The organism is Bradyrhizobium sp. i1.15.2 (assembly GCF_040548425.1).
Classification (GTDB): Bacteria; Pseudomonadota; Alphaproteobacteria; order Rhizobiales; family Xanthobacteraceae; genus Bradyrhizobium; species Bradyrhizobium canariense.
Genome location: NZ_JBEPRQ010000001.1, coordinates 89,213 through 114,942, shown reverse-complemented (window position 1 = coordinate 114,942; position 25,730 = coordinate 89,213). Strand labels below are relative to the sequence as shown.

Here is a 25,730-nt window from a genome sequence, read left to right as displayed (position 1 = left end):
CGACCTCTCGCCGCGGGCGGGGAGAGGTCAAGAGGATGGGCAATTCGCGCAAATCGGAAATCATCCAGCTAGCTTCTGATATTATTGGCTTAAAAGCCAGATCGGGAACGCCATGGCGGACCGGCGCGGAGGGTGTTATTTACCCTTCAATGGCATCTCTCCTGAGTACTTTCATCCTGCCGATCGCAGTCGGCGCCGTGGCGTTGGTGCTGCTGCTCGGTCTCATCAACATGATGCGCGGCGGCTCGCCCAACACCTCGCAGAAGCTGATGCGCTGGCGCGTGCTGCTTCAGTTCGTGGCGATCGTCATCGCGATGGTCGCCGTGTGGGCGATGGGGCGTTAACATGGTCGTGCTCAACCGCATCTATACGAAAACCGGTGACGACGGCACGACAGCGCTCGGCTCGGGTGAGCGCCGGCCGAAATATGATCTGCGCATCGAGGCCTATGGCACGGTCGATGAGACCAATGCCGCGATCGGCGTCGTCCGTCTGTACACAAAGGATGCGCCCGAACTCGACGCAATGCTCGGGCGGATTCAGAACGACCTGTTCGACCTCGGCGCGGACCTCGCGGTGCCCGAACGTGAGGGCAAGGCGGAGCGGTTGCGGGTCGTGGCGAGCCAGGTCGAGCGGCTCGAGCGCGACATCGACGCGCTCAACGACAAGCTGGCGCCGTTGACCTCCTTCGTGCTGCCGGGCGGCACGCCAGCCGCCGCCACCCTCCATGCCGCCCGTACGATTTGCCGCAGGGCGGAACGCGTGATGGTGGAACTCGCGGCCCGGCCGGAAGAGCCTGTGGGTGCCGCTGGCATCCAGTATATGAACCGCCTGTCAGACTTCCTGTTCGTCGCGAGCCGCGCCAGTAACGACAACGGTGCCGGCGACGTGCTCTGGGTTCCGGGCCAGAATCGCTGACCCATTGGGCCGCGCATTTCTGAGCGCTAAAATTAGACCCCTTCGCGCGTTGACCGGGCCGGATCAGGCCTTTAGGTTCCGCGCCAGTTGATAACCCCCTCCCAGATTGAGTGAAAGAGGATCGATGAAGGTCTTGGTGCCGGTAAAGCGGGTGGTCGATTACAACGTCAAGGTCCGCGTCAAGAGCGATGGATCGGGCGTTGAACTCGCCAACGTCAAAATGTCCATGAACCCGTTCGACGAAATCGCGGTCGAAGAAGCGCTGCGCCTGAAGGAAGCCGGCAAGGCGACCGAAGTCGTGGTGGTCTCCATCGGACCGGCGCAGGCGTCGGAAACGATCCGCACCGGTCTCGCCATGGGCGCCGATCGCGGCATCCTGGTGAAGGCCGAGGGCGCGGTCGAGCCGCTCGCCGTCGCCAAGATCCTGAAGAAGATTGCGGACGAAGAGCAGCCGGGCCTGATCATTCTCGGCAAGCAGGCGATTGACGACGACAGCAATCAGACCGGCCAGATGCTGGCCGCGCTGCTCGGCTGGTCGCAGGCGACCTTCGCCTCGAAGCTCGAGGTTGAAGGAAGCGACTTCAAGGTCACCCGCGAAGTCGACGGCGGCTTGCAGACCGTGAAGCTGAAGGGACCGGCGATCGTGACCACCGATCTCCGTCTCAACGAGCCGCGCTACGCCTCGCTGCCCAACATCATGAAGGCCAAAAAGAAGCCGATAGCGGACAAGACCGCCGCCGATTACGGCGTCGATCTCACCGCGCGCCTAGAGGTTCTCAACACGACCGAGCCGGCGGGCCGCAAGGCGGGCGTCAAGGTCAAGGACGTCGCCGAGCTGGTGTCGAAACTCAAGAACGAAGCCGGGGTGCTCTGATGACGACGCTTCTGATTGCCGAACACGACAATGCGTCGCTCAAGGATGCGACCAACAAGGCCCTGACCGCAGCGGCCGCGCTCGGCGCGGATGTCGAGGTTCTGGTGGCCGGCGAGAATGCGAAGGCCGCGGCGGACGCGGCCGCAAAGCTTGCCGGTGTGAAGAAGGTGCTGCTCGCCGACGGCGCGCTTTACGCGCACGATCTGGCCGAGCCACTGGCCGCGCTGATCGTCTCGCTGGCTCCCGGCTACGACGCCATCGTCGCGCCCGCGACCTCGCGCTTCAAGAACGTGATGCCGCGCGTCGCGGCCCTGCTTGACGTCATGCAGGTCTCGGAAATCACCAAGGTGGTCGCCCCCGACACCTATGAGCGTCCGATCTACGCCGGCAACGCCATCCAGACGGTGAAGTCCAAGGACGCCAAGAAGGTCATCACGGTGCGCACCTCCACCTTCGCTGCAGCGGGCGAAGGCGGCAGCGCGTCGGTCGAGAGCGTCGCGGCGGCGGCCGATCCGGGCCTGTCGTCCTTTGTCGGCGAGGAAGTCGCAAAGAGCGACCGTCCCGAGCTGACCTCGGCCAAGATCATCGTCTCCGGTGGCCGCGCCATGCAGAGCCGCGAGAACTTCGCAAAGTACATCGAGCCGCTCGCCGACAAGCTCGGCGCCGGTGTCGGCGCTTCGCGTGCCGCGGTGGATGCGGGCTATGCGCCGAACGACTGGCAGGTCGGCCAGACCGGCAAGGTCGTGGCCCCCGAGCTCTATGTCGCGGTCGGCATTTCCGGCGCGATCCAGCATCTGGCCGGCATGAAGGACTCCAAGGTGATCGTCGCGATCAACAAGGACGAGGACGCGCCGATCTTCCAGGTTGCCGATTACGGCCTGGTCGCCGACCTCTACCAGGCGGTTCCGGAGCTGACCGCCGAACTCGGCAAGCTCGGCAAGTAAAACGCGCTAAAACACCGGCCGGAGCTATAAACTCCGGCCGGTGTTGCTTTTTGAGGCGTTTTCTTTGGCGTGGGACACGCCTTCGAAGCGATCCAATCTAGGTTTCGAGGCCGGGTTCTGATTAAATCGGATCTCCCGGCTCGGGGGATAGGCAGGCGCGGTTGATAGCGCGCCGTTCCGGTGGATGACATTATGGCGGCAGTAATCAAGAAGGTCGGCGTGATCGGCGCGGGGCAGATGGGCAATGGCATCGCGCATGTCGCTGCGCTGGCCGGCTTCGACGTGGTGCTCAACGACATTTCGACCGACCGCCTCAAGTCAGGCATGGCCACGATCAACGGTAACCTGACGCGCCAGGTCTCCAAGAAAGCCGTTAGCGAGGACGACAAAGCCAAGGCGATGGCGCGTATCGTGGCCGGCGAAAAGCTGGACGATCTCGCAGACTGCGATCTCGTGATCGAGACCGCGGTCGAGAAGGAAGAGGTCAAGCGCAAGATTTTCCACGATCTCTGCGCCGTGTTGAAGCCGGAGGCGATCGTTGCCTCCGATACCTCCTCGATCTCGATCACCCGGCTCGCCGCCGCCACCGACCGGCCCGAACGCTTCATCGGCATTCACTTCATGAATCCGGTGCCGTTGATGGAACTGGTGGAGCTGATCCGCGGTATCGCCACGGACGACCAGACCTTCGAGGCGTCAAAGGAATTCGTCGGCAAGCTCGGCAAACAGGTCGCGGTCTCCGAGGATTTCCCGGCCTTCATCGTCAACCGCATCCTGCTGCCGATGATCAACGAGGCGATTTACACGCTGTACGAAGGCGTGGGCAACGTGGAGGCGATCGACGCGGCGATGAAGCTCGGGGCGCACCATCCGATGGGCCCGCTGGAGCTCGCCGATTTCATCGGTCTCGATACCTGCCTGTCGATCATGCAGGTGCTGCATGAGGGCCTCGCCGACTCCAAGTACCGCCCGTGCCCGTTGCTGGTGAAATACGTCGAGGCGGGCTGGCTCGGTCGCAAGACCCAACGCGGTTTCTATGACTATCGCGGCGCCAAGCCGGTTCCGACGAGATAAGCGGTCTCGTGCCCCGGCTCTGCGGTGCGTCACTTCGTGCCGCCCGCGTCCGGAACACGGACAAAGCCCCCTACAGCGCTTCGTGACAATTCATGTCCCGTTAACCGCTCGCCTCTAGGTTACGCGCGGTACGAGGGTTTGCGTAATGGACATGATGGCGATGGTCAGCAGCATGCTGGCCTCTCAGCAAGGCGCGCTGCAGTCGAATATCTCGGCGACGCTGATGAAGCAGAACGCGGATGCGGAGAAATCCACCGTCCTGACGCTGCTCGGCGCCGGACAGCCCTCGCTCGCCAATGTCGGCGCCGGCGTCGGCGGCAACATCAACGTCACCGCCTAAACATCATCGCTTAGAACGACGCGGCGGCTTTGCCCGTCGCAGCCCGGATCAGCTTGAGCGCATCCTCGCTCGCCCATTCCGCCGGCCCCGCGATCGTCGCGATCTCGCAGCCTTGAGGATCGACCAGCACCGAGGTGGGCATGCCCAAGGCCCGGCCTATCGCCTTAAGATCCTGAAAAACCTTGGCTTTCTGATCGTTGAAATAGCCGAGCCTGATAAGATTGGCCTCTTTCAGAAACGTCTTAGGCTTCTCGGGGTCGCGGGTATCGATATTGATCGCCACCACCTCGAAATTCGGGCCTGACAGCTTGCCCTGGAGCTCGTCCAGCGCCGGCATCTCTTTTCGACATGGCACGCACCAGGTGGCCCAGAGGTTCACCAGCAGCGTCTTGCCGCGGAAATCTGACAGCTTCTTCGGCTTGCCGTCGGCGTCCTCGAAGGCCAGGTCCGGCAGCTTCAGCGGTGCGGTCGCCATGGTCAGCGCCGCTACCTCGCCATGGGCGAGCGGGGCGATCTTCTGTGCGGTGTTCACCGCCGTCCGGCAGGCGGGATCGCCGGATGGGGCCCGGCCCAGGCCCAGCCCGTACAGCGCGGCAAAGCCAGCCAGGCCTCCGACCACCACGGTGGCGATGACGGCGGGGATACGGCGCGTGGCCGACCGTGCTGTCCGTTGGTCGAGCCTGTCGTTGGGGTCGAGCATATCGTTTGTCATCCGGTCGCAGATATGGCTATCAGAGGCCTCTTAATACGGCTGGCAGCCGTCAGCAAACGTGCGGCGGCGACAGGCAAGGCGTGAGCAGGGGATCATGAGCAACAAGATGTGGGGCGGCCGGTTCTCGGAACGCCCCGACGAGATCATGGAAGAGATCAACGTCTCCATCGACGTCGATCGTCACCTCTTTGCCCAGGACATTGCCGCGTCCAAGGCCCACGCCGCGATGCTGGCCGCGCAGGGCATCATCACAGCCTCTGATGCGAAAAATATCGGCAAGGGTCTAGACACGATTTTGTCAGAGATCGGCAAGGGCGGCTTCGAATTCAAGCGCGCGCTCGAGGACATTCACATGAATGTGGAGAGCCGGCTGTCCGAGCTGATCGGCCCCGCCGCCGGCCGCCTCCACACCGCGCGCTCGCGCAACGACCAGGTCGCGACCGATTTCCGTCTCTATGTCCGCGATGTCCTCGATGAGACCGACGCCTCACTCGCCGCGTTCCAGCAGGCGCTGGTCGAGCGCGCGCTGGAGCATGCCGGAACGGTCATGCCCGGCTTCACGCACCTGCAGACCGCGCAGCCGGTGACCTTCGGCCACCATCTGCTCGCCTATGTCGAGATGGCCGCGCGCGATCGCGGCCGTTTCCAGGACGCGCGCAAGCGGCTGAACGAATCCCCGCTCGGAGCTGCGGCGCTCGCCGGTACCTCGTTCCCGATCGATCGTCACGCCACGGCGAAGGCGCTCGGTTTTGATCGTCCGATGGCCAACTCGCTCGATGCGGTTTCCGATCGCGACTTCGTGCTGGAGACGCTGTCGGCGGCCTCGATCTGCGCCGTGCACATGTCGCGCTTCGCCGAGGAGATCGTGATCTGGACCTCGCCGCTGGTCGGCATGATCCGCCTCAGCGACAAGTTCACCACGGGATCCTCGATCATGCCGCAGAAGCGCAATCCTGACGCCGCCGAGCTGGTGCGCGCCAAGACCGGCCGCGTGATCGGCGCGCTCAATGGGTTGCTGATCGTGATGAAAGGCCTGCCGCTCGCCTATCAAAAGGACATGCAGGAGGACAAGCAGGGCGCCATGGAAGGCTTCGCCGCGCTGTCGCTCGCCATCCGCGCCATGACCGGCATGGTCCGGGATCTCGTGCCTGATGAAGCGAAGATGAAGCTTGCTGCAGGCGAGGGCTACGCCACCGCGACCGATCTTGCCGACTGGCTGGTGCGGACGCTGAAGATGCCGTTCCGCGAGGCCCACCACGTCACCGGCCGCATCGTCGCGAAAGCCGCCGAGGGCGGCGTGGCGCTGCACGAGCTCCCGCTCAAGGAGATGCAGGCAATCGAAGCGAAGATCACGAAAGACGTGCTCGGCGTGCTCTCGGTCGAATCGTCGGTGAAGAGCCGGACCAGCTTCGGCGGCACCGCACCGAAGAACGTGGCATCGCAGGCCAAGGCCTGGCTGAGGCGGCTGGAAAAAGAGCGAAAATTGGGCTGAGGGGCAAAATTTCGCTTATGTTTCATGATCATCCGGGTCTCGCCAGAGCGCGCCAATCTCTGTATGGTGCGCCGCGCGTAGTGGGGATTTCGTCGTGACGTCAAAGTTTCGCCCGGCCGGCTCGGGGTGGGCCATCATTGTCTTGAGCCTGACGGCGCTCGCGCTTGCCGGCTGTGGCCGCAAGGGCCCGCTGGATCTGCCGCCGACCGCCTCCAGCGCGTCCACGGCGAACATCGCGCCACCGACCGACACCGAGACCGAAGCCGAGAGGACGCCGAGCGTGTTCAATCCCACCTATGGCGCGGACGCCGCACCGGCGGCGACCAAGGGCAAAAAGAGACCGTTCATCCTCGACCCGCTGCTGGACGAAAGACCCAGCCGATAGGCTGGGGCAACTGAGCCAACGCCATGAACCATTTTGACTATCGCAACGGCGTGCTGCACGCCGAGGCGGTGAATCTGTCCGAGCTGGCCGCAACCGTCGGCACGCCGTTCTATTGCTATTCGACCGCGACGCTCGAGCGGCACTATCGGGTTTTCACCGACGCTTTCGCCGGCGAGAAGGTGCTGGTCTGCTACGCCATGAAGGCGAATTCCAACCAGTCGGTACTGCGCACGCTGGCCAGGCTCGGCGCCGGCGCGGACGTGGTCTCCGGCGGCGAATTGAAGCGCGCGCTGGCCGCCGGCATTCCCGCCAATAAGATCCTGTTCTCCGGCGTCGGCAAGACGGAAGCCGAGCTGCGCGCCGCGCTGGCCGCCGACATCCTCTGCCTCAACGTCGAATCCGAGCCCGAGCTCGAGCTGCTGTCGCGCCTTGCGACCGAGACGGGCAAGACCGCGCGGATCTCGATCCGTGTCAATCCTGACGTCGATGCCGGCACGCATGCAAAGATCTCGACCGGCAAGTCCGAGAACAAGTTCGGCATCCCGATTACGCATGCCCGCGAGGTCTATGCCCGCGCCGCGAAGCTGCCGGGCATCGAGGTCACAGGCACCGACGTGCATATCGGCAGCCAGATCACTGACCTCTCCAAGATGGAGATCGCGTTCCGCATCCTCTCCGAATTCGTGCAGACGCTGCGCGCCGACGGCCACAACATCTCGCATGTGGATTTCGGCGGCGGCCTCGGCATTCCCTATTACATGGACCGCGAGGCGCCGCCGGCGCCCGACGCCTATGCCGCCATGGTCAAGCGCGTCAGCCACAATCTCGGCTGCACGCTGATGTTCGAGCCGGGGCGCATGATCGTCGGCAATGCCGGCATTCTGGTCGCCAAGGTGATCTATGTGAAGCACGGTGACGGCAAGAATTTCGTCATCATCGACGCCGCCATGAACGATCTGATCCGTCCGACGCTGTACGAGGCCCATCACGACATTCTGCCGGTGACGCAGCCTGCGAAGGGGGCCGCGACCATCATGGCCGACGTCGTCGGCCCGGTCTGCGAGACCGGCGACTACCTCGCGCTCGACCGCACGCTGCCGACGCCAAAGCCCGGCGACCTGATCGCCATCATGACCGCCGGCGCCTATGGCGCGGTGCAGGCCGGCACCTACAATACGAGGCCGCTGGTGCCCGAGGTGCTGGTGAAGGGCGACCAGTACGCCGTCGTGCGTCCGCGCATCGAGGTCGAGCAATTGATCGCGATGGATACGCCGGCGCCGTGGCTGTGAGGCTGTGATTGTCCACGATGAGCGCAGCTAGCGCTGCGCCCATCGCTGCATTGACCCCTACTTCTTGAACCGGTCCCTGATCGCGGCGAGGCCGGAATCATAGACGCCGCCGAGGGCATCGACCGCTTCCTTCTCCCGCCCCGGGTCGGGCGTGTAGATGCCGGTCCATGTCACCACCGACGCGCCTTCACCCTTTGCTGTGACCTTGATGGTCGACTTGTACTGGCTCACCGGCAATGGACTCGACAGGAACGCGTAGGAATAGCTGAAGTCCTTGTCGTTCCGCGCAGTCTGCGTCTCCACGAACGAAGCCTTGCCGTCCCTGGTGACGAGCGTCCGGGTTGGCGGCGACTTGCCGTCCGCAATGCACTGCCCCACCGGCGGCAGCCAATCCTTGATCGCGCAGAACGGCCCGATGACGGACCACACCTCGGCCGCAGCACTGCTGACCTCGATGCTCCTCGTCAGATTGGCTGCGGATGCCGGCATGACGCCGACGCCCAGGCCGAGGGTGCAAATCGCGGCGCTGCGAACCGAAACGAGCAATCTGGAAGCCGCTGAATCGTATTTCTTCATGGTAATCTCCTGTGTCCGGCGGGCCGTGATTGCGGCGGCCGGCTTGCCAATGCCGGTCGAATAGACGCTCACCACGGTCCGCGGCCAGTTCAGAGAATGAATCGCTGCTGATACAGAAACTGAACTAGGAAGCCGCGCGCCGCGGCCCTAAGCTTGCGCCTTCGCTTGTCACGGAGGCCCGCATGACCATCGGCAGCTACAGGCAGTTCTGTCCGGTCGCGATGGCGGCCGAGATATTATGCACGCGCTGGACCGTCGTACTGCTACGTGAACTCGTCGCCGGCTCGACCCGGTTCAACGAGTTGCGCCGCGGCGTTCCCCGCATGTCGCCTGCGCTGCTTTCCCAGCGCCTGAAGGAACTCGAAGCTGCAGGCATCGTGATCCGCCAGCCGTCGACTTCCGAGCGCGGCGTGATCGAGTATCAGCTGACCGCCGCCGGACGCGAACTCGGCCCCATCGTCGAGGCGTTCGGCATCTGGGGCCAGCGCCGCATCGAGTCGCATCTGTCGCTTCAGCATCTCGATGTCCAGCTGTTGATGTGGGACATGCGGCGGAATCTGAACACGACCCCGATGCCGACCCGCCGCAGCGTGCTGCAGTTCGCCTATCCGGAAATGCCTTCGACGCAGCGATTGTGGTGGCTGATCGTCGATCCCGACGACGGCGTCGACCTCTGCTCGATTGATCCCGGTTTCGACGTCGACCTTTACGTGTCGGTTGATCTGCGCACCATGACGGCGATCTGGATGGGACTCGATACCGTGCGCGCGGCCGTCGCAAGCCGGCGGATGCTGCTCACCGGCGACCGGCAGCTTGCCGCGGCCATGCAAAGCTGGCTGGGCCTCAGCCCGTTCGCCAAGGAACGCAAGCTGGCGAGCTGATCCAGGGCGGCGCAATTCAGTATTTGTATCGCCCCGCTACAGTTCCCGTACTGGCGAGCCCGCGCCGTGTTCTGGCACCCAAATGATGCCCGCCTGTATCAACGCGGAGCTGAACTCGAGCCAGGAGACACGACATGACAGCGTATCTGATCGCGGACATCAAAGTGACTGACGGAAAGTGGGTGCCGGACTACGGAGCGTCCGTCCACGAGTTGGTGCACAAGCATGGCGGCAAGTATCTTTCCCGCAGCGGCAATGTGAAAACCCTTGAAGGTGCCCCTCTCGACACATCGCTGATCGCGATCATGTCGTTTCCAACCGCGAAGGCAGCGGAGTCCTTCGTCGCTGATCCCGCCTACGGCCGCTTCGCGGCAGCGCGCAGGGGCGGCAGCGAGAGCCGCTTCCAGTTGATCGACGATACGGACTTGGCCGGCACGATCCCCTATCTCGCCAAGGCTTGAACTGCGTCTTCGTCAAACACTCGGCCGCAGGCGCAGACGTGCCCGGCCAACACAGGAGATTGGAATGAACGGTTCACTCGCCGGCGCTGGCCTGCTTCGCATGCTTTTCGTAGCTTGCAGCGTGGCCTTCCTGCTCGGACTTTCCGGCGTCGCGTCGGCCCGGGTCACGCGGTGCGACATCACATGGGTCAGCTGCAACAACACCTCTGCGAAATGCTCGAGCGAGAGACGGTGCATGCGCAGGTGCGACGAGAAGTACATCAAATGCAGCGGGGGCTCGGCCTCCCTGCAACTGGAGCAGCCGATCGACCTTCCGGACCTTGGCAGACGCCGCACGTAGCAGATCGATCCAAGGAGGACAGCGCAGCGCCGGTCGTCGGCGCTGCGTTCTCGTGTTGGCGCTAGCTGGGTGGCCTGCCGCCAACCACGACGCCCGCCTTCTTCTCGATCGGCTTGATCGCCGCGGTGAAATCGGACTCGGCGCCTTCCGCGCTGAGGACCGTCTCCCACAACCGCCCGACCGCATCTGCGACCTCCATCGACAGGCCGAGCTGCTTCATCTCCTCCAGCGCCAGCCGCACGTCCTTCACCATCAGTCCCGTGGCGAAGCCGAAGTCGAAGCTGCGCGGCAGCACCGCGCGCGGAAACTTGTCGCGGCTTGCGGTGTTCATGCCGGAGCCGGCATTGATGACGTCGATCATCACGGCAGGATCGAGCCCTGCCTTGACGCCCATCACCACCGCTTCCGAGGTCGCCACGATCGCGGTGGCCGACAAGAAGTTGTTGGCGAGCTTCATGGTCTGCGCCGCGCCGGGCTTCTCGCCGATGAAGAACACCTTTCCGATGATGTCGAGCGCGGGCTTGAGCAGCTCGAACTCGGTCTTCGGCCCCGAGACCATCACCGCGAGCGTGCCCTTCTCGGCGCCGCCGACGCCGCCGGAGACGGGGCAGTCGATCTGCACGATGTCATGCTTGGCGAGCAGGCCGTGAATCTTCACTGCCATCGCCGAGCCGACGGTGGAGAGATCGATGAAGCGTTTGACGCGGCTTCCCTCGATCACGCCGTCCGGTCCCGTCGCAACCGCGAGCGACGCCTGCAGCGAAGGCAGGCTCGCCATGACCGTCTCGACCTGGTCGGCGACCTCCTTCGGCGACATCGCCGCGATGGCGCCGCGCGCCACCAGCTTGTCGACGGCCTCCCGGCGCGTGTCGAACACGACGAGCCGGTTGCCGGCCTCGATCAGCCGCCGCGCCATCGGGAAACCCATGTTTCCGAGGCCGATGAATCCGATGTCCATGGTGTTTCCTTGTGTTGAATGTTCGTTGTTGTTGATCGCGCGCATCCATCCTCGGTGTCGTCCTGGCGAAAGCCAGGACCCATTACCCCAGGGAGAGGTTGTGGCGCGAAGTGGCAACTCCGAGTCCCCGTAACCACACCTGCCGGGGGCTATGGGTCCTGGCTTTCGCCAGGACGACGTGGGAGAGGGACGTCGCGTCCCCGTCCCTCACGCCGGCACCGCTCACGCCTTGCCGTCGATCTCCGCGAACACCTCGCGCGCGATTCGAAAACTGTCGACCGCGGCCGGCATGCCACCATAGATTGCGACCTGCATCAGGATCTCGCGGATCTCGTCGCGGCTGACGCCGTTGGTGAGGGCGCCCTTCAGATGCGCGCGGAATTCGTGCTGACGATTGAGGATCGCGATCATCGCGATGTTGAGCATGCTGCGGGTCTTGCGCGGCAGCTCCTCGCGGCCCCACACGGTGCCCCAGCAATATTCGTTGAGCATCTCCTGGAACGGACGGTTGAAATCGTCGACGGTCTTCAGGGCGTTGTTGACATAGGCCTCGCCCAGCACCGCTTTGCGGACTTCCAGGCCCTTGTCATGCATCTTCTTGTCCATGGCGTTTCCTTTGCTTCTCTTGCGTTTTTCTTGGCTGGCGGCGCGGAAATTACGGGGTTGCGGCGGGTCAGTCACGTCCTCGTGTTATGCGGGAAAAGGGGTGTCTCCCGTACAGGAACGGATGCCTCAGTGCTGCCGTTGTGGTACGCTTCTCTACCGGGCAACCTGGAGAGTTGATTGAACGGCGTCACCCCCGACCCGTCAGACCCGATCCGCGATGGCGACGCTCTGTCGCGGCTGAAGCTGGCGCAAGCCCTGCAGCGGGCCACTTATGCCATCGCGTGGGAGCGTGCCTGGCCGAATTTGGCGCGGCTTCTCACTGTCGTCGGCCTGTTCCTTGTGGTGTCCTGGGCCGGCCTCTGGCTGGCGCTGCCCTTCATTGCCCGCGCTATCGGGCTCGTGGTTTTCGCCGGCATCGCGATTGCCGTCCTGTTCCCGTTGAGTCGCTTTCGCTGGCCGAGCCGCGAGGAGGCGCTGGCCCGGCTCGATCGCGGCTCCGGCATCCGTCATCGGCCGGCCACCACGCTGACGGACACGCTGAGTTCGCAGGACCCGGTTGCGCAGGCATTGTGGCGGGCGCAGCGTGAGCGCACGTTGGCTTCGATCAAGCGCATCCGCGCCGGTCTGCCGAGGCCCCGGCTCGCTCTGCATGATCCCTGGGCGCTGCGCGCGCTGGTCATGGTGATGCTGGTTGCGACGTTCTTCGCCGCCGGCGACGAGCGTGCGATGCGGCTCGGAGCCGCCTTCCACTTGAACGGCATGCTGGCCCCGGCGAATGTTCGCGTCGATGCCTGGGTCACGCCGCCGCTCTACACCGGCAAGCCTCCGGTCATCCTGTCGGCCGCGAACAAGGAGGCCGCGGCGCTGCCGGCCAGCGGCCCGCTTGCCGTTCCCGCTGGTTCGACCCTGATCGTTCGCTCCTCCGGCGGCAGCCTGGATGTTGCCGTCTCCGGCGGCCTCAAGGAGGTCGCGCCTACCGAAGCTGCGCCCAAGGGCACCAACGAGAAGCATTTTACCATCAGCGGCGACGGCACCGCGCATGTCCGTGCGCCCTCTGGCCAGCCGCAATGGGCGTTTGCGGCAACGCCGGATCGTGCGCCGACGATCGCGCTGGCCAAGGATCCCGAGCGCCAGGCCCGTGGCGGACTCCAGCTCACCTACAAGGTCGAGGACGATTACGGCGTCACCGGCGCCGACGCACAAATCGGCCTGCGTCCCGCCGACGCCAAAGATGGTGTCAAGGATGGCAGCAAGGAGGCCGACACCAAGGCTGCCGCGCGGCCGCTATTCCAGCCTCCGCAATTCCCGCTCGTGCTGCCGAATGCGCGCACCCGCAACGGCGTCGGCCAGACGGTGAAGGATCTCAGCGAGGATCCCTATGCCGGCGCCGATGTCACGCTGACCCTCACCGCCAAGGACGAGGCCGGCAACGAGGCCCGGAGCGAGCCCTTCAACATGCGCCTGCCCGAGCGACTGTTCACCAACTCGCTCGCGCGCGCGCTGGTCGAACAGCGCCGCATCCTCGCGCTCGACGCCAACAAGAATTCGGATGTCTACGCCGCGCTCGACGCGCTGATGATCGCGCCCGAATTGTTCACGCCGGATGCGGGCTGCTATCTCGGCCTGCGCAGCCTGGCGCTGCAGCTGGAAGCCGCCCGCACCGACGACGCGCTGCGCGATGTGGTGGGAAGCATGTGGGCGTTCGCGGTCACCATCGAGGACGACGGTGTCGCCGGCAGCGTCAACGCCGCGCTGCGCTCGGCCCAGGACGCGCTCAAGCGGGCGCTGGAACGCGGCGCCAGCGAGGACGAGATCAAGGCGCTGACGCAAAAGCTTCGCGAGGCGATGGCCGGCAAGGTGCGCGATCTCGCCCGGCGCGCCGAGCAGAATCCGCTTGGACCGCGGCAGCCTTTCCCGGCAGAGGTTCAGCTCATCCTCGACAAGTCTGTCGAGCTGAAACAAAAGACCCAGAACGCCACGCCCGAGCAGCTCGAAGAGCTGGCGAAGCAGCAGGACGCGTTGCGCGAGCAGCTTCAGGCCTATCGCAAGTCGGCGAACAACCGGGCGAAGCCGGGCAACGACGGTGCCAACCAGTCGACGCGAGACCGTAAATGCGGAAGCTAGCACGCGTGCCAGTCTTGAAGGCGATCTCGATCGCCTGCCTCGCCTTCCTGTTGGGAGGCGTCTCGCCCGTGGCTGCCCAGCAGGATCAGGATGTCGATGCCCTGCTCGATGGCGCTGAAAAGGCGATGCAGGATTCCGGCGACAGCCTCAGGCAGAAGGAATCCGGCAAGAGCCTCAACAATCAATCCGATGCGATTCAGAAGCTCGAGGACTACAAGCGCGCGACGGAAAAGAGCCAATCCTCCAATCGCGATCGTTCCGTCATCACGCAGCGCGACCTCGACGAATTGCTGAAGCAAATCGAGAAGGCGGCGCGCGAAGGCAACAAAGAAGCGGCTCAGCGCATGCTCGAGCAGCTCGCGCAGATCATGGAAAATCTCCAGATGGCGCAGCCCGGGCAATCCGGCGACAGCGACATGGAGCAGGCGCTCAACGAGCTCAGCGACATGATCCGCAAGCAGCAGCAATTGCGCGACAAGACTTTCAAGCAGGGCCAGGATTCCCGGCGTGAGCGCTCGCGCGGCAAGCAGCAGGGCGACCAGTCGATGTCGGACCTCCAGCAGGATCAGCAGTCGCTGCGGGATCGCCTGAAGAAGCTGCAGGACGAACTCGCCAAGCGCGGCCTCACGCAGAAGGGGCAAAAGGGCCAGAAGAGCCAGGGCCAGAAGGGGCAAAAGGGTCAGCAGGGCGAGCAGGGACAGCCGGGCCAGGATGGCGATCAGGACGGCGACCAGGGCGATGACGACGGCAGTCTGGACGCCGCCGACGGGGCCATGGGCGATGCCGGCTCGCAGCTCGGCGAAGGCAATTCGGATGGTGCCGTGGACGCGCAGGGGAAAGCGCTCGAGGCCTTGCGCAAGGGCGCGCAGAAGATGGCCGAGGCGATGCAGCAGGGCGATGGCGACGGGCAGGGCGATGGTCCCGGCAACCGGCCCGGCCGCCAGCAGAGCGGCGGCAATCAGACCGATCCGCTCGGCCGCCCCCTTCACGGCCGCGATCTGAGCGACGACTACACGGTCAAGATCCCCGGCGAGATCGACGCCCAGCGCGTCCGGCGCATCCTCGAGGAGCTCCGCCGCCGCTTGGGGGATAGCTCGCGCCCGCAGATCGAACTCGACTACATCGAGCGGCTGCTGAAGGATTTTTGAGGTTGTCGCAGCTTTCGTAGCCCGGATGAGCGAAGCGATATCCGGGGCCGCCGGTCCCGCACGTCGCTGCGCTCATGCGGGCTACAAGCTACGACCCCGCCTGCTACCCCTTCTTCGCCGCCAGCGCATCCGCCACCGCCGTGCGGATGTCGGCGACCGAGAACGGCTTGGTCACGACGTCATGCACCAGCGCATTGAGATTCGAGGCGCGCTCGCGCTGGTCGGCAAAGCCGGTCATCAGCAGAATGGTCAAATCGGGGAAATCGCGTGCGACGGAAAGCGCCAGCGCGATGCCATCCATCACCGGCATCTGGATGTCGGTGAGCAGCAGGTCGAACTGGCCGCCCGCGCGGGTCAGGATCTCCAGCGCCTCGGCGCCGTCTTGTGCGGTGACGATCTCGTGCCCGTCCATGGCGATGGCGCGTGCCACCAGCTGGCGCATCGAATCCTCGTCGTCGGCGATCAGGATTTTGGACATGAGACGAACCTTGACCTGCGAAATCGATTATACGCTGCCGCCGGCGATGTCGCGCCGGTTGAAGAAGCGAACGTCGATATTGCGGCCCTCCGGGGGCGGCGAGGCCAGGCGCGAGCGGAAGAAGGCGCGCTCGCCGGGCTGTAGCACGGTCTGTTCCAGAACGGTGTTCCAGGCGTAGATTTCCGCGCCTTGCGCGTCGCGCACCGCGAAGCGCAACCGGGGAATGTCGAGCGGCTTCTTGCCCTGGCCCACGATCACGCCCTCGATCACCAGCACCTGCTTACCGTCCACGGTCTCGCTGGAGAGCTTGACGTCCTTGAAGGCCAGTGCGCGCAGGTTAACTTCGAGGCCGACCATCCTGTAGAAGGCGGCCGTCTGCGGCAGCAGTCGCACCATATCGCCGCGCCAGATCACCAGCGCCAGCACTAGCGCGCCCATGGCGGCGCAGGCGGTTGGCAGGCCGAAATGGGATTTTCGCGGGGCCGCGGTGGCGACTTGACGGCGCACTCGGGCGCCGCGGCGACGGCCGAACAGGCCTTGGAACCAGGACTGGTGCTGTTCGCCGACGACTTCCTCCTCGACGGACCGGGCAGCCGCCGACCATTCGTCTTCGGTGTCGCTGGTCTCCTGGTCCGGCCAGTCGCTGGCGATCGAGGGGCTGTCAACGACAGGCGCGTCAGCTGCGCCGTCGTCCTGGGCAAATGAGTTCCACTGCTCGGCGAGATCGGACTGGTCGTCGGCCCGGCTGGCTGCGGCCATGGCCGGGACAGATGCCTCCTCGATGGCATCCTCGGCATGGGCGACCCAGGTTTCCTTGCAACGGGAACAGCGCACGGTCCGGCCGTTCGCCCCAAGGCTCGCGGGCTTGATGGCGTAGGATGTCGTACAATGAGGGCAGACGATATGCATGGACGAGCCTTGATGCATGGACAAGTCTTGACGGTGACACGGTCGCGGAGAACCGAGAGGGAAAGATGCTACCAATTATGCTACAGGACGACCGTTAACGAACCGGAAACCATAACGGCCGCAAAACCCGTTGATCGCGCGGAGCGGAGCACAGCCGTGCGGCCCGCGGTCTCTCTCGAACGGAGCTGAGCTTGGTTCGGTTCGAAAATGTCGGATTGCGTTACGGCCTGGGGTCCGAGGTCCTGCGCGACCTCAACTTCCAGATCCCGGCGCATTCTTTCCAGTTTCTCACTGGCCCGTCCGGCGCCGGCAAGACCTCATTGCTGCGCCTGTTGTTCCTCTCGCATCGACCGACGCGGGGCCTCGTCAATCTGTTCGGTCACGACATCTCGCAGCTCGGCAAGGACGAAATCGCAAACTTGCGCAAGCGCATCGGTATCGTGCTCCAGGATTTCCGCCTGCTCGACCACATGACGACCTATGAGAACGTCGCGCTGCCGTTCCGCGTCATGGGCCGCAGCGAATCGAGCTACCGCAAGGAGGTCATCGACCTCCTGAAATGGGTCGGGCTCGGCGAACGCATGGACGCGCTGCCGCCGATCCTGTCCGGCGGCGAGAAGCAGCGCGCGGCGATCGCGCGCGCGGTGATCTCGCGACCGCAGCTGCTGCTGGCCGACGAGCCGACCGGCAGCGTCGATCCGACGCTCGGCCGCCGCCTGCTGCGGCTGTTCATCGAGCTCAACAAGTCAGGTACCGCCGTCATCATCGCCACCCACGATATCGCCCTGATGGACCAGTACGAGGCGCGACGCTTCGTGCTGCACCAGGGACGGCTGCACGTCTATGAGTAGGCCCGACGAGCGCGGCGTGCTGGTCGATCTCGGACAGGAGGGTCCGCCGCTTCCGGCTAGGGCGCGCAACATGTCGCCGATCGTGCCGCGCGCCTCGATCCACGGCCGCGCGCTGGTCGCCGTCGTCGCCATCATGACCTTCCTGGCGTCGATGACGACCGGCACGGTGCTACTGGTGAGCGCCTCCGCCGCCGAATGGCAGTCGGATGTCGCGAGCGAGATCACCATTCAGGTCCGCCCGCAGACGGGCCGCGATCTCGAACGCGACACCGCGGCGGTGACCGAGGCCATGCGCGCGCAAGCCGGCATCGTCGAGGTCAAGCCGTTCACGAAGGACGAGAGCGGCAAGCTGCTCGAGCCCTGGCTCGGCACCGGCCTGTCGATGGACGATCTGCCGGTGCCGCGCATGATCATCGCGCGCGTGCAGCCCGGCACCGCGCTCGATCTCGGTGCTCTGCGGGCCCGCGTGACCCAGGTAGCGCCCAGCGCCAGCGTCGACGATCACCGCGCCTGGATCGAGCGCATGCGCTCGATGACCAACGCCACCGTGCTCGCCGGCCTCGGCATCCTCGCGCTCGTCATCGTCGCCACCATCATCTCGGTGTCGTTCGCGACCCGAGGCGCTATGGCGGCGAACCGTCCGATCGTCGAGGTGCTGCATTTCGTCGGCGCCGGCGACCGCTATATCGCCAACCGCTTCCTGCGTCATTTCCTCAGGCTGGGGCTGGAGGGCGGCGTGATCGGCGGCGGCGCCGCCATGCTGGTGTTCGGCTTCTCCGAGTCGATTGCAGGCTGGTTTTCCGGCACCCCCGTCGGCGACCAGTTCGCCGCGCTGCTCGGCACCTTCTCGCTGCGGCCGTCCGGCTACATCGTGCTCGCGGTGCAGGCCGTGCTGATCGGCGCCATCACCGCGGTCGCCTCGCGCCAGACGCTGTTCGCGACGCTGAATGATGTCGATTGAGGCTGACAAACCGGACTCCACTTCGCCTCAAAACGTCCTAAAATCACCTCTGGGAAGGGATCACCGACATCGCATGACCGCGCCGACCGACGATCGATCGCCGAAACTGCCGCGCGGCTGGCTGCGCGCGACCGTGATGTCGACGATCGCGCTCGCCTTCGTTGGCGCGGCGGCGGGCTTCATCGCGTTTCTGTCGCAATTGCGCGGCGCCGAAATCGCGCCGGACCGCAAGGCGGACGGCATCGTGGTGCTGACCGGCGGCTCCTCGCGGGTGTCGGATGCGATGGAGCTGCTCGCTGCAGGTTACGGCAGGAGGCTCCTGATCTCCGGCGTGCACCCGACCTCGACGGCGAGCGACATCTCCCGGACGCTGCCGGAGAACCAGTCCTTCATGCGTTGCTGCGTCGATCTCGACCGCACCGCGGTCTCGACCCGCGGCAATGCCGCGGAAGCGCGGCGCTGGGCCGCGGGGCGCGGCTTCAAATCGCTGATCGTGGTCACCTCGAACTATCACATGCCGCGCGCGCTGGTGGAATTCTCGCATGCGATGCCGGAGACGACACTGATCCCGTTCGTGGTGGTCGGCGACAAATGGCGCGAGGAGCCGTGGTGGACCTCAGCGTCCACCTTGCGGCTGCTGCTGTCGGAATATGTCAAGTACATCGCGGCCGAGCTCAGGGTGCGGCTGGAGGATTTCGGGATTGACCTTTCGCCCGAGATGTCGGAGCAGCCTTCCGGGCTGCAGCCGAAGCGGCCCGCCACCGCACAGGCCAATTGATCGGTAACTGATCGGCAATTGATCGGATCCTTGATGTTCTTGATTTTCCTGCGATCGCTCGTGTTCAACGTGCTGTTCTACACCGTGCTGGTGTGCCTCGCGATCGTGGCGCTGCCGACCTTCGCATTGCCGCCGCGCGCCATGCTGAGGGTCGCGCAATGGTGGGCGAAGGCGACGCTGTTCCTGATGCGGGCGGTCTGCAACATCAAGGTGGAATTCCGCGGCCTCGAAAAGATTCCGACGGGACCATTGGTCGTCGTGGCGAAGCACCAGTCGTTCTGGGAGACGTTCGTCCTGCCGGGTTTTTTCGACCGTCCGATTTTTATCCTCAAACGTCAGCTCATGCAGATCCCGGTGTTCGGTCAGTTCCTGGTCAAGACCGGGATGATCGCGATCGACCGCAACGCCGGCGTCAAGGCGCTGCTGGACATGACGCGGCGTGCGCGGGAGGCGGTGCGCAGCGGCGGGCAGCTTGTGATCTTTCCCGAAGGCACGCGCCGCGCCCCAGGCGCGCCACCGGACTACAAGAGCGGCTTCGCGCAGATCTATTCGTCCTGCGGCGCGCCGTGCCTGCCGATCGCGCTCAATTCCGGCCTGTTCTGGCCGCGCCGCACCTTCATGCGCTATCCTGGCACGCTGGTGGTGGAGTTCCTCGATCCGCTGCCGCCGGGCTTGCCCAAGGACGAGTATCTTTCCCGTGTGCAAACGGCGATCGAAGACGCGACCGGCCGCCTGGTCGAAGCGGGTCGCAAGGAGCAGGAGCAGCTGATCGGCTCGGCGCCGAGCTATGCGCCGTCGGAGAGCTAGCGGTTTTCCCGATCGTCCACCGGAGCCGGCGCGTGCTGAGAATGCGCATCACCATGCAGCATCATGGCAAGCTGATGCAATGGCGCATCGCGAAAACCTTCGGCCTCGATCGCCTTCACCGTCGCGGTCACGTAGTCGCGGTTGGCGCCCGACTGGCCGTGGCCCTGGAGCACGTGCCGATGCTGGTCGGTGAGCGACAGCCGGCCGGCATATTGCACATGGCCGCGGTCGACGACATAGGCGAGCGCGGAGACGCGCTGCCGCGCGTCGTTCTCCAGCCAGACCGAACGCATGACTTCGCGATAGACCGACGTCACCTGCTCGCGCGCGCGCAAATAGGCGACGACGTCGGCGCGGTTCTTTTCGGCGACGCGGAAGGCGATGCCGCGGCAGGCGCCGCCGCGGTCGAGGCCGAGCACCAGACCCGGCTTCTCCGGCGTGCCACGGTGGACGAAGGAATAGACACAGAGCGCGCGATGCTCGCCGACCAGCCGCGCCGGGACGCGCTCCTCGAATTCGAAGCCCGGCCGCCACATCAGCGAGCCGTAGCCGAACACCCAGAGGTCGCCTTTGGCAGTGGTGACGGAGGGAAGGGTGATTTCCGACATTTCGGGCACGGCTACCAGAACCGCGCCCTCAAGCGAAGCGAATTCTCCGCCTTTCGTCGCAGACTTACCTCGCTTACATTTGACAAAATCAGGGATCAAAGGGTCGCCGCATGTCCGATATGACCGTTGCCGCAGGCCGGCGCTCCCGTTGGGGCCTTTTCATCGCCCCTGTCATCCTCCTGATCCTCGCGGTGGCGTGGAGCGGCTTCTGGTTCTATGCGGCGTCGCAGGCCGAAATCGCCGCCGACGCCTGGCGCGCGCAGGAGGCCAAATCCGGCCGCATCTATGATTGCGCCAAGCGCTCGATCGCGGGCTTCCCCTTCCGCTTCGAGGTCCAGTGTTCGGGCGCCAGTGTCGCACTGGTGTCGCAGAACGCCAGCAAGACGCCGTTCACGGCGAAGCTCGACAACATCCTGGTCGTCGCCCAGGTCTACGATCCCAAGCGCGTCATCGCCGAATTCACCGCTCCCGCGACGCTCACTGACGGCGTCACGCAAAGCACCTTCATCGTGAACTGGAGCAAGGGTCGCAGCAGCGTGTTCGGTCTGCCCGCCGTGCCGGAGCGCGCCTCCATCGTGTTCGAGGAGCCGACCGTCAATCGTGTCGACGGCAGCGTGCAGGTGCCGCTCGCACGCGCGAAACAGGTCGAACTGCACGGACGCCTCGCGGATGGATCGCCGTCCGATCATCCCGTGATCGAGACCGTGCTCCAGATCGCGCAGGGCAGCATCCAGGGCGTTCATCCGCTGCTTGCCGAGCCGTTCGAGGCCGACACGCGGGCGAAGATCACCGGACTGTCCGACCTCACGCCAAAGCCGTGGCCGCAGCGCTTCCGTGAGATCCAGGCCGCCGGCGGCCATATCGAAATCGTGCAGTCCCGCATCCAGCAGGGCGAGATGATCGCGGTTGCGGCCGGCACGCTCGGGCTCTCGGCCAACGGCCGTCTCGACGGCGAATTGCAGATGACGGTGACGGGCCTCGAGCGCGTGATCCCCGCGCTCGGCATCGAGAAGATGCTGGAGGAGGGAGTGCCGCAGGCAACCCTCGATCGCGTCGCGCCCGGCGTGAAGTCGCAGGACCTCAACAATCTGTTCGGCGCGCTCGACCGCGCCGTTCCCGGCCTCGGCAAGGTCATCAAGCAGAACGCCAATGCCGGCGTTGCCGCCGGCATCAATTCGATCGGCACCGAGAGCACGCTGGAAGGCAAGAAAGCTCGCAGCTTCCCGCTGAAATTCGTCGACGGCGCTGTGCTGCTCGGCCCGGTCAAAGTCGGCCAGATCCCGCCGCTTTACTAGTTCGTGAATTCATCAATCTGCCGGGCGGACAGCTTGGTCCGCCTGACGCGCTCGAAGCTGTGAACAGATCGCTTCCGAAGGGCCTCTTGTTGGTGCCGGTGACGCAAACCGCGAGGCCCTCTCCGGCGTCGGCCGAGGAGTGCGTCAGCGGCGTCTGGACAGGAAGCGTTCTGCCGCCCTATTGAAGGCCAACTAGCCGGCTCTAGGGTCGCGCCCAATTATCTGGGGTTCGGGGGAAGCAATGAACGCGTTGAATTGTCTCGTGGCAGCATCGCTGCTCGTCGCCTCGCTTCAGACCGCAAGCGCCAAGGACGGCGAACACTGGGTGGTGTCCTGGACGGGCGCGGTTCAGGGCCCATACCCCGTGGGCAATCCGTCTGCCCAGCCCGAACAGAAATTCGCGTTTCCCGAGCCTGCAGCCGGTGCGCGGGACCAGACCTTTCGCCTGATCGTGCGGCCGGATATCTGGGGCCGGCAGGCCCGCATCCGGCTCAGCAACGCCTTCGGCACCAAACCCGTTACGTTTGACGGCGTTTATGTCGGCCTGCAATCGGGCAGTGCCGCATTGATCGGCGGCTCCAACACCCCGGTTACGTTCGCCGGCACGACTTCCGTTACGGTGTCTCCGGGCAATTCGGTCTGGAGCGATGCGATCGCGCTGCCGTTTGCAAAGCGACCGGATGACCTGGTCGGCCGCCGGCTTGCGGTCAGTTTTCATGTCGCCGGCCAGAGCGGTCCGATGACCTGGCACGCCAAAGCGCTAACCACCTCCTATGTCAGTGCGCCCGGCGCCGGCGCAAAGGGCGCCCTCGAAGACGAGGCTTCCTTCCCCTATGCGACCGCGTCCTGGTTCTTCCTCGATGCGATCGAGATGATTGCGCCTGCCGATGCCTTCGCCATCATGGCGTTTGGGGATTCGATTACCGACGGGACCGCCTCGACCATGAATGGCGACGATCGCTGGCCCAACGTGCTGTCGCGTCGCCTGAAGGCGGTCTACGGCAACAAGGTCGCCGTCGTGAATGGCGGCATCGGTGGCAACCAAATCGCAGGCCCCGCCGAATATGGTCCCGACAAACCGTACGCGGGCGGCCCCGCTTCGGGCCAGCGGCTCGATCGCGACGTGCTGTCGCTGTCCGGCATATCCAGCCTGATCTGGCTGGAAGGCATCAACGATTTCAGCAAGAACGGCAATTTCACGGCCGACCAAGTCATCGCCGCGATGAAGGATGGTGTCGCGAGGCTACGTGCGAAATGGCCGCAAGCCCGGATCATTGGCGCCACCGTCGTTTCGGCATTGGGCAGCACCAGCGCGGCACATGGTTTCCCCGAGCAGGATGACAAGCGCAAAGCGCTCAACGCATTCATCCGTAGCTCGGGGACATTCGACGGCGTGATAGATTTTGATCGTGCGACGCTCGATCCGGCCTCGGGTGGCCTCAAGCCGGAGTTCGTTCCCGAAAGCACGACCGGCGGCGCCGGCGACAAGCTTCATCCCAACCGCACCGGATATCTGGCGATGGGACAGGCCATCGACCTCGATCTGTTCAAGCCGGGAAAGTTTGATCGCAGCGCGAAGCAGTAGGGTGAATTCAGAGTTGCCTGTCTCCATTCATCGCCCTCAGCTGTCGTAACTCCCTCCATGCAGGTTACGAGCTGAACTCACGGCCGCTTCGCCGGATCGTGATGACCCGCCGGGAATGCGGAGCCGCAAAGTCCGCTCTCTCTCCATGTCGGCCGCACGTTGAGGCGGTCGCCCAGGCAGGAGAGATATCATGACGAAGTCCAGGCTGTTCATTGCCGCTATCGCCATCTCGACCACGCTCGCGACGCCCGCGTTCGCGCAGTGGGAATGGCAGTCGCAGGAGCCGGCCGCATACGCCTCGATGTATCCTAATGGTGATCGCAACATCTCGAATCCCACGACGCGGGAGACGATGGCATTCGTCCCCTCGCGGAAATCACCGCGCCCCACGGTGATGCGCGCGAGCAGGGGCAAATAGTCGCCATCCACCACTTGCCCGTCGCGAACTGGGCCCGGTCATGTCCCGGCCGGGCCCAATGCGCATTACCTTGAACGTTGCCTTGGACAATCGCGACAGTCGCGCGTACGGATCGGCGGCCAACGAAAATATTCCGAACAGGATCGTCAGGAAAACGTGATGCAGAAGATGCACCTCGCCGCGAATAACCGCAGCCGCATTCAAATCACTCCACACCAGGGAAGCATGCAGGCGCCGGAGACGGCGCGCGGAATCCAATCCGCTTCCCAAATGGAGGAAGCTTCAAGTGCGGATCATCAATTGCGGACTGATGCTGGGTATTCTCGCTGCCTGTTCAGGGCAGGCGCGTGCCGACGACAATGTCACAACCGAAATCCAGTCGCTGAAGGCGAAGCTGAAGGAGCTCCAGCAGCGCGTGGACTCCGAGGCGCGCAAGACGCGGCAGGTTGAAGCGCAGGCGAAGGCCGTTCAGTTACCAGCAAGTTACAAGGCGCTCGCCGCCGATCCATGTGCGGCCGGCAAGGTCTGCTACAAGGGCGTGACGTTGACATTCGGAGGCTGGGTCGATCTCACCGGCATCTACCGCTCACGCAATCTCGCTTCCGATACCGGCTCGGTCTACAACTTCATCCCCTATCAGCAGAGCCGCAATTTCAACATCCCGGAAACGCGCTTCTCCGCGCGCCAGAGCAGGTTCTCGGTGTTGGCCGAAGGCAATGCCGATGCCGACACGCACCTCGCTGGTTACGGCGAGATCGATTTCGAAGGTGCGGCTCAGACGGCGAACTCGGTGGCGACCAACTCATTCAATCCGCGCATGCGGCAGCTCAGCCTGGAACTGGACCGCACCGATCTCGGTCTTCACTTCCTCGCCGGGCAATCCTGGTCGCTCAACGCGCCGACCAAGTCGGGCATCGATCCTCGCGGCGTCGATGCGCCCGGCGTGATCGACTTCGAATCCGTCCCGGGATTTCTTGCGGCACGGCAGCCCGGGCTGCGCGTCTGGCAGGACATCGGACCGGAGTTCAAGCTGGCTGCGTCGGTCGAGAATGCCCAGACCGCGTTCTTCGGCGGCAACGTCCCGGCTGTCGGCACACCCGCCATTGGACCCCAGGGCGTGCTGAACCCGAACCTTCAGGTCAATCTGACCGGTCCCGGCGGCAGCTTCTTCAACAACCTCAACAATGTCAGTCTGAATCAGGTGCCCGACGTCACCGTCAAGGCAGCCTGGGACCCACGGCTCGGGCCCACCAAGCTGCATGTCGAGGCGTGGGCGCTCTACCGCCAGCTGTTCGATCGCTTCAACAACGCCAACCACACCTACGACACCGGAAGCTTCGGGGGACACATCTTCGCCGAACTGATTCCGAAAACCCTCGATCTTCAGCTCTATGGCTCGCACGGCGTGCTGGGCCGCTTCACGGCAACGCCGTTCCCCGACGCGGCGGTGGCGCAGGACGGCACCATCCTCCCGCTGACGATCACGGCGGCCGCCGTCGGCCTGATCTGGCACGCGACGCCCAGCCTCGATGTCTACTCCTATGCAGGCCTCGAAAAGGCCAAGGCGAATTTCGCCAATGTTGGAACGGTGCCCTTCGGCTACGGCAATCCGCTCTACAACAACACCGGCTGCTTGACCGAGAATTCGCCGGCCGCGACCTGCAACGGAAACACCAGGGAGGTCCGGCAGATCACGGCCGGGATCTACGACACCATCTACCAGGGCAATTTCGGTACGCTCAAAGCCGGCCTGCAATATTCCTACACGCAGCGGTTCGCATTCGCCGGCGTCGGCGGCGCCCCGAAGACGGACGACAACGTGGTCATGACGCAGATCCGCTACTATCCGTTCTAGTCACGGAGCCACGCGGGCTCGTAGCCCGGATGGAGCGAAGCGCAATCCGGGAATCTTGCCTCA

Annotated in this window: 28 protein-coding genes; 21 read left to right on the top strand and 7 right to left on the bottom strand. The window is 64.7% G+C overall.

The genetic code is table 11. The annotated features are described in order from the left end of the window. Positions 1-149 precede the first annotated feature (149 nt). The 6 genes from ABIB80_RS00570 (at position 150) to ABIB80_RS00545 (ending at position 4,150) form a co-directional block, all read left to right on the top strand. Entirely contained in the window at positions 150-344 is a 195-nt protein-coding gene (locus ABIB80_RS00570; RefSeq protein ID WP_027514161.1) for a twin transmembrane helix small protein, read from the top strand. A gap of 1 nt (position 345) precedes the next feature. Beyond that, complete coding sequence (locus ABIB80_RS00565; protein WP_354126840.1) at positions 346-918, top strand: cob(I)yrinic acid a,c-diamide adenosyltransferase; 573 nt, start codon at positions 346-348, stop codon at positions 916-918. A 124-nt stretch (positions 919-1,042) separates the two neighbouring features. Beyond that, positions 1,043-1,792 (top strand): electron transfer flavoprotein subunit beta/FixA family protein, encoded by a 750-nt coding sequence (locus tag ABIB80_RS00560; RefSeq protein ID WP_007597346.1) that lies wholly within the window; start codon positions 1,043-1,045, stop codon positions 1,790-1,792. Then, complete coding sequence (locus tag ABIB80_RS00555; RefSeq protein ID WP_007597340.1) at positions 1,792-2,736, top strand: electron transfer flavoprotein subunit alpha/FixB family protein; 945 nt, start codon at positions 1,792-1,794, stop codon at positions 2,734-2,736. The genes ABIB80_RS00560 and ABIB80_RS00555 overlap by 1 nt, the downstream gene beginning before the upstream one ends. A gap of 192 nt (positions 2,737-2,928) precedes the next feature. Further along, positions 2,929-3,810, top strand: coding sequence for a 3-hydroxybutyryl-CoA dehydrogenase (locus ABIB80_RS00550; protein WP_007597339.1), 882 nt, complete (start codon positions 2,929-2,931; stop codon positions 3,808-3,810). 145 nt (positions 3,811-3,955) lie between these two features. Beyond that, positions 3,956-4,150: a putative motility protein gene (locus tag ABIB80_RS00545; RefSeq protein WP_007597338.1), complete on the top strand. Its 195-nt coding sequence runs from the start codon at positions 3,956-3,958 to the stop codon at positions 4,148-4,150. Positions 4,151-4,160: 10 nt separating this feature from the next. Here the strand turns inward: ABIB80_RS00545 and tlpA are convergent, their stop codons facing one another. Continuing rightward, complete coding sequence (gene tlpA / locus ABIB80_RS00540; RefSeq protein ID WP_354126839.1) at positions 4,161-4,850, bottom strand: thiol:disulfide interchange protein TlpA; 690 nt, start codon at positions 4,848-4,850, stop codon at positions 4,161-4,163. 106 nt (positions 4,851-4,956) lie between these two features. Here tlpA and argH point away from each other — a divergent pair, with 106 nt between their 5' ends. The 3 genes from argH to lysA all read left to right on the top strand — a co-directional run bounded on the left by argH (position 4,957) and on the right by lysA (position 8,028). After that, positions 4,957-6,354 (top strand): argininosuccinate lyase, encoded by a 1,398-nt coding sequence (gene argH / locus ABIB80_RS00535; protein ID WP_219680488.1) that lies wholly within the window; start codon positions 4,957-4,959, stop codon positions 6,352-6,354. A 94-nt stretch (positions 6,355-6,448) separates the two neighbouring features. Continuing rightward, positions 6,449-6,739: an LPS translocon maturation chaperone LptM gene (gene lptM / locus ABIB80_RS00530; RefSeq protein WP_007597331.1), complete on the top strand. Its 291-nt coding sequence runs from the start codon at positions 6,449-6,451 to the stop codon at positions 6,737-6,739. A gap of 23 nt (positions 6,740-6,762) precedes the next feature. Continuing rightward, on the top strand, positions 6,763-8,028 hold the full coding sequence (gene lysA, locus ABIB80_RS00525; RefSeq protein ID WP_354126838.1) for a diaminopimelate decarboxylase: 1,266 nt from the start codon (positions 6,763-6,765) through the stop codon (positions 8,026-8,028). Positions 8,029-8,085: 57 nt separating this feature from the next. Here lysA and ABIB80_RS00520 read toward each other — a convergent pair whose 3' ends face one another. Further along, complete coding sequence (locus tag ABIB80_RS00520; RefSeq protein ID WP_354126837.1) at positions 8,086-8,604, bottom strand: SRPBCC family protein; 519 nt, start codon at positions 8,602-8,604, stop codon at positions 8,086-8,088. A 182-nt stretch (positions 8,605-8,786) separates the two neighbouring features. Between ABIB80_RS00520 and ABIB80_RS00515 the strand changes: the two genes are divergently transcribed. Then, on the top strand, positions 8,787-9,485 hold the full coding sequence (locus ABIB80_RS00515) for a winged helix-turn-helix transcriptional regulator (RefSeq protein ID WP_007597325.1): 699 nt from the start codon (positions 8,787-8,789) through the stop codon (positions 9,483-9,485). A 134-nt stretch (positions 9,486-9,619) separates the two neighbouring features. Further along, entirely contained in the window at positions 9,620-9,946 is a 327-nt protein-coding gene (locus ABIB80_RS00510; protein ID WP_354126836.1) for a DUF1330 domain-containing protein, read from the top strand. Between the two features lie 401 nt (positions 9,947-10,347). Here the strand turns inward: ABIB80_RS00510 and ABIB80_RS00505 are convergent, their stop codons facing one another. Beyond that, a complete protein-coding gene (locus ABIB80_RS00505) occupies positions 10,348-11,244 on the bottom strand; it encodes an NAD(P)-dependent oxidoreductase (RefSeq protein ID WP_354126835.1) in 897 nt (298 codons plus the stop codon). Positions 11,245-11,466: 222 nt separating this feature from the next. Further along, positions 11,467-11,850, bottom strand: a complete 384-nt coding sequence (locus ABIB80_RS00500) for a carboxymuconolactone decarboxylase family protein (RefSeq protein WP_007597318.1) — start codon at positions 11,848-11,850, stop codon at positions 11,467-11,469. Between the two features lie 177 nt (positions 11,851-12,027). Between ABIB80_RS00500 and ABIB80_RS00495 the strand changes: the two genes are divergently transcribed. Both ABIB80_RS00495 and ABIB80_RS00490 read left to right on the top strand, forming a co-directional pair. After that, complete coding sequence (locus tag ABIB80_RS00495) at positions 12,028-13,974, top strand: TIGR02302 family protein (protein ID WP_219680475.1); 1,947 nt, start codon at positions 12,028-12,030, stop codon at positions 13,972-13,974. Further along, a complete protein-coding gene (locus ABIB80_RS00490; protein ID WP_007597314.1) occupies positions 13,962-15,122 on the top strand; it encodes a DUF4175 family protein in 1,161 nt (386 codons plus the stop codon). Before ABIB80_RS00495 ends, ABIB80_RS00490 begins: the two co-directional genes overlap by 13 nt. A 103-nt stretch (positions 15,123-15,225) precedes the next feature. Here the strand turns inward: ABIB80_RS00490 and ABIB80_RS00485 are convergent, their stop codons facing one another. Continuing rightward, entirely contained in the window at positions 15,226-15,600 is a 375-nt protein-coding gene (locus ABIB80_RS00485; protein ID WP_007597312.1) for a response regulator, read from the bottom strand. Positions 15,601-15,627: 27 nt separating this feature from the next. Then, positions 15,628-16,509 (bottom strand): MJ0042-type zinc finger domain-containing protein, encoded by an 882-nt coding sequence (locus tag ABIB80_RS00480; RefSeq protein ID WP_007597311.1) that lies wholly within the window; start codon positions 16,507-16,509, stop codon positions 15,628-15,630. A gap of 191 nt (positions 16,510-16,700) precedes the next feature. On the opposite strand from ABIB80_RS00480, the gene ftsE reads away from it, so the two are divergent. The 4 genes from ftsE to ABIB80_RS00460 all read left to right on the top strand — a co-directional run bounded on the left by ftsE (position 16,701) and on the right by ABIB80_RS00460 (position 19,906). Next, positions 16,701-17,360, top strand: coding sequence for a cell division ATP-binding protein FtsE (gene ftsE, locus ABIB80_RS00475; protein ID WP_007597309.1), 660 nt, complete (start codon positions 16,701-16,703; stop codon positions 17,358-17,360). Further along, positions 17,353-18,321, top strand: a complete 969-nt coding sequence (locus ABIB80_RS00470) for a cell division protein FtsX (protein ID WP_027514144.1) — start codon at positions 17,353-17,355, stop codon at positions 18,319-18,321. Before ftsE ends, ABIB80_RS00470 begins: the two co-directional genes overlap by 8 nt. 73 nt (positions 18,322-18,394) lie before the next feature. Next, positions 18,395-19,099: a YdcF family protein gene (locus ABIB80_RS00465; RefSeq protein ID WP_354126834.1), complete on the top strand. Its 705-nt coding sequence runs from the start codon at positions 18,395-18,397 to the stop codon at positions 19,097-19,099. A 33-nt stretch (positions 19,100-19,132) separates the two neighbouring features. Beyond that, positions 19,133-19,906, top strand: a complete 774-nt coding sequence (locus ABIB80_RS00460; protein WP_219680471.1) for a lysophospholipid acyltransferase family protein — start codon at positions 19,133-19,135, stop codon at positions 19,904-19,906. Here ABIB80_RS00460 and ABIB80_RS00455 read toward each other — a convergent pair. Continuing rightward, complete coding sequence (locus ABIB80_RS00455; RefSeq protein WP_219680469.1) at positions 19,903-20,514, bottom strand: gamma-glutamylcyclotransferase; 612 nt, start codon at positions 20,512-20,514, stop codon at positions 19,903-19,905. The genes ABIB80_RS00460 and ABIB80_RS00455 overlap by 4 nt on opposite strands. Positions 20,515-20,624: 110 nt before the next feature. Here ABIB80_RS00455 and ABIB80_RS00450 point away from each other — a divergent pair, with 110 nt between their 5' ends. The 4 genes from ABIB80_RS00450 (at position 20,625) to ABIB80_RS00435 (ending at position 25,667) form a co-directional block, all read left to right on the top strand. Beyond that, complete coding sequence (locus tag ABIB80_RS00450) at positions 20,625-21,809, top strand: DUF2125 domain-containing protein (protein ID WP_219680466.1); 1,185 nt, start codon at positions 20,625-20,627, stop codon at positions 21,807-21,809. A gap of 241 nt (positions 21,810-22,050) precedes the next feature. Next, complete coding sequence (locus ABIB80_RS00445) at positions 22,051-23,394, top strand: GDSL-type esterase/lipase family protein (RefSeq protein ID WP_219680464.1); 1,344 nt, start codon at positions 22,051-22,053, stop codon at positions 23,392-23,394. Between the two features lie 190 nt (positions 23,395-23,584). Further along, the gene (locus ABIB80_RS00440; RefSeq protein ID WP_219680462.1) at positions 23,585-23,812 is read left to right on the top strand and encodes a hypothetical protein; all 228 of its coding nucleotides are present in this window, start codon (positions 23,585-23,587) and stop codon (positions 23,810-23,812) included. A 286-nt stretch (positions 23,813-24,098) separates the two neighbouring features. Further along, positions 24,099-25,667: a hypothetical protein gene (locus ABIB80_RS00435; protein WP_219680459.1), complete on the top strand. Its 1,569-nt coding sequence runs from the start codon at positions 24,099-24,101 to the stop codon at positions 25,665-25,667. The last annotated feature ends 63 nt before the right edge of the window (positions 25,668-25,730 follow it).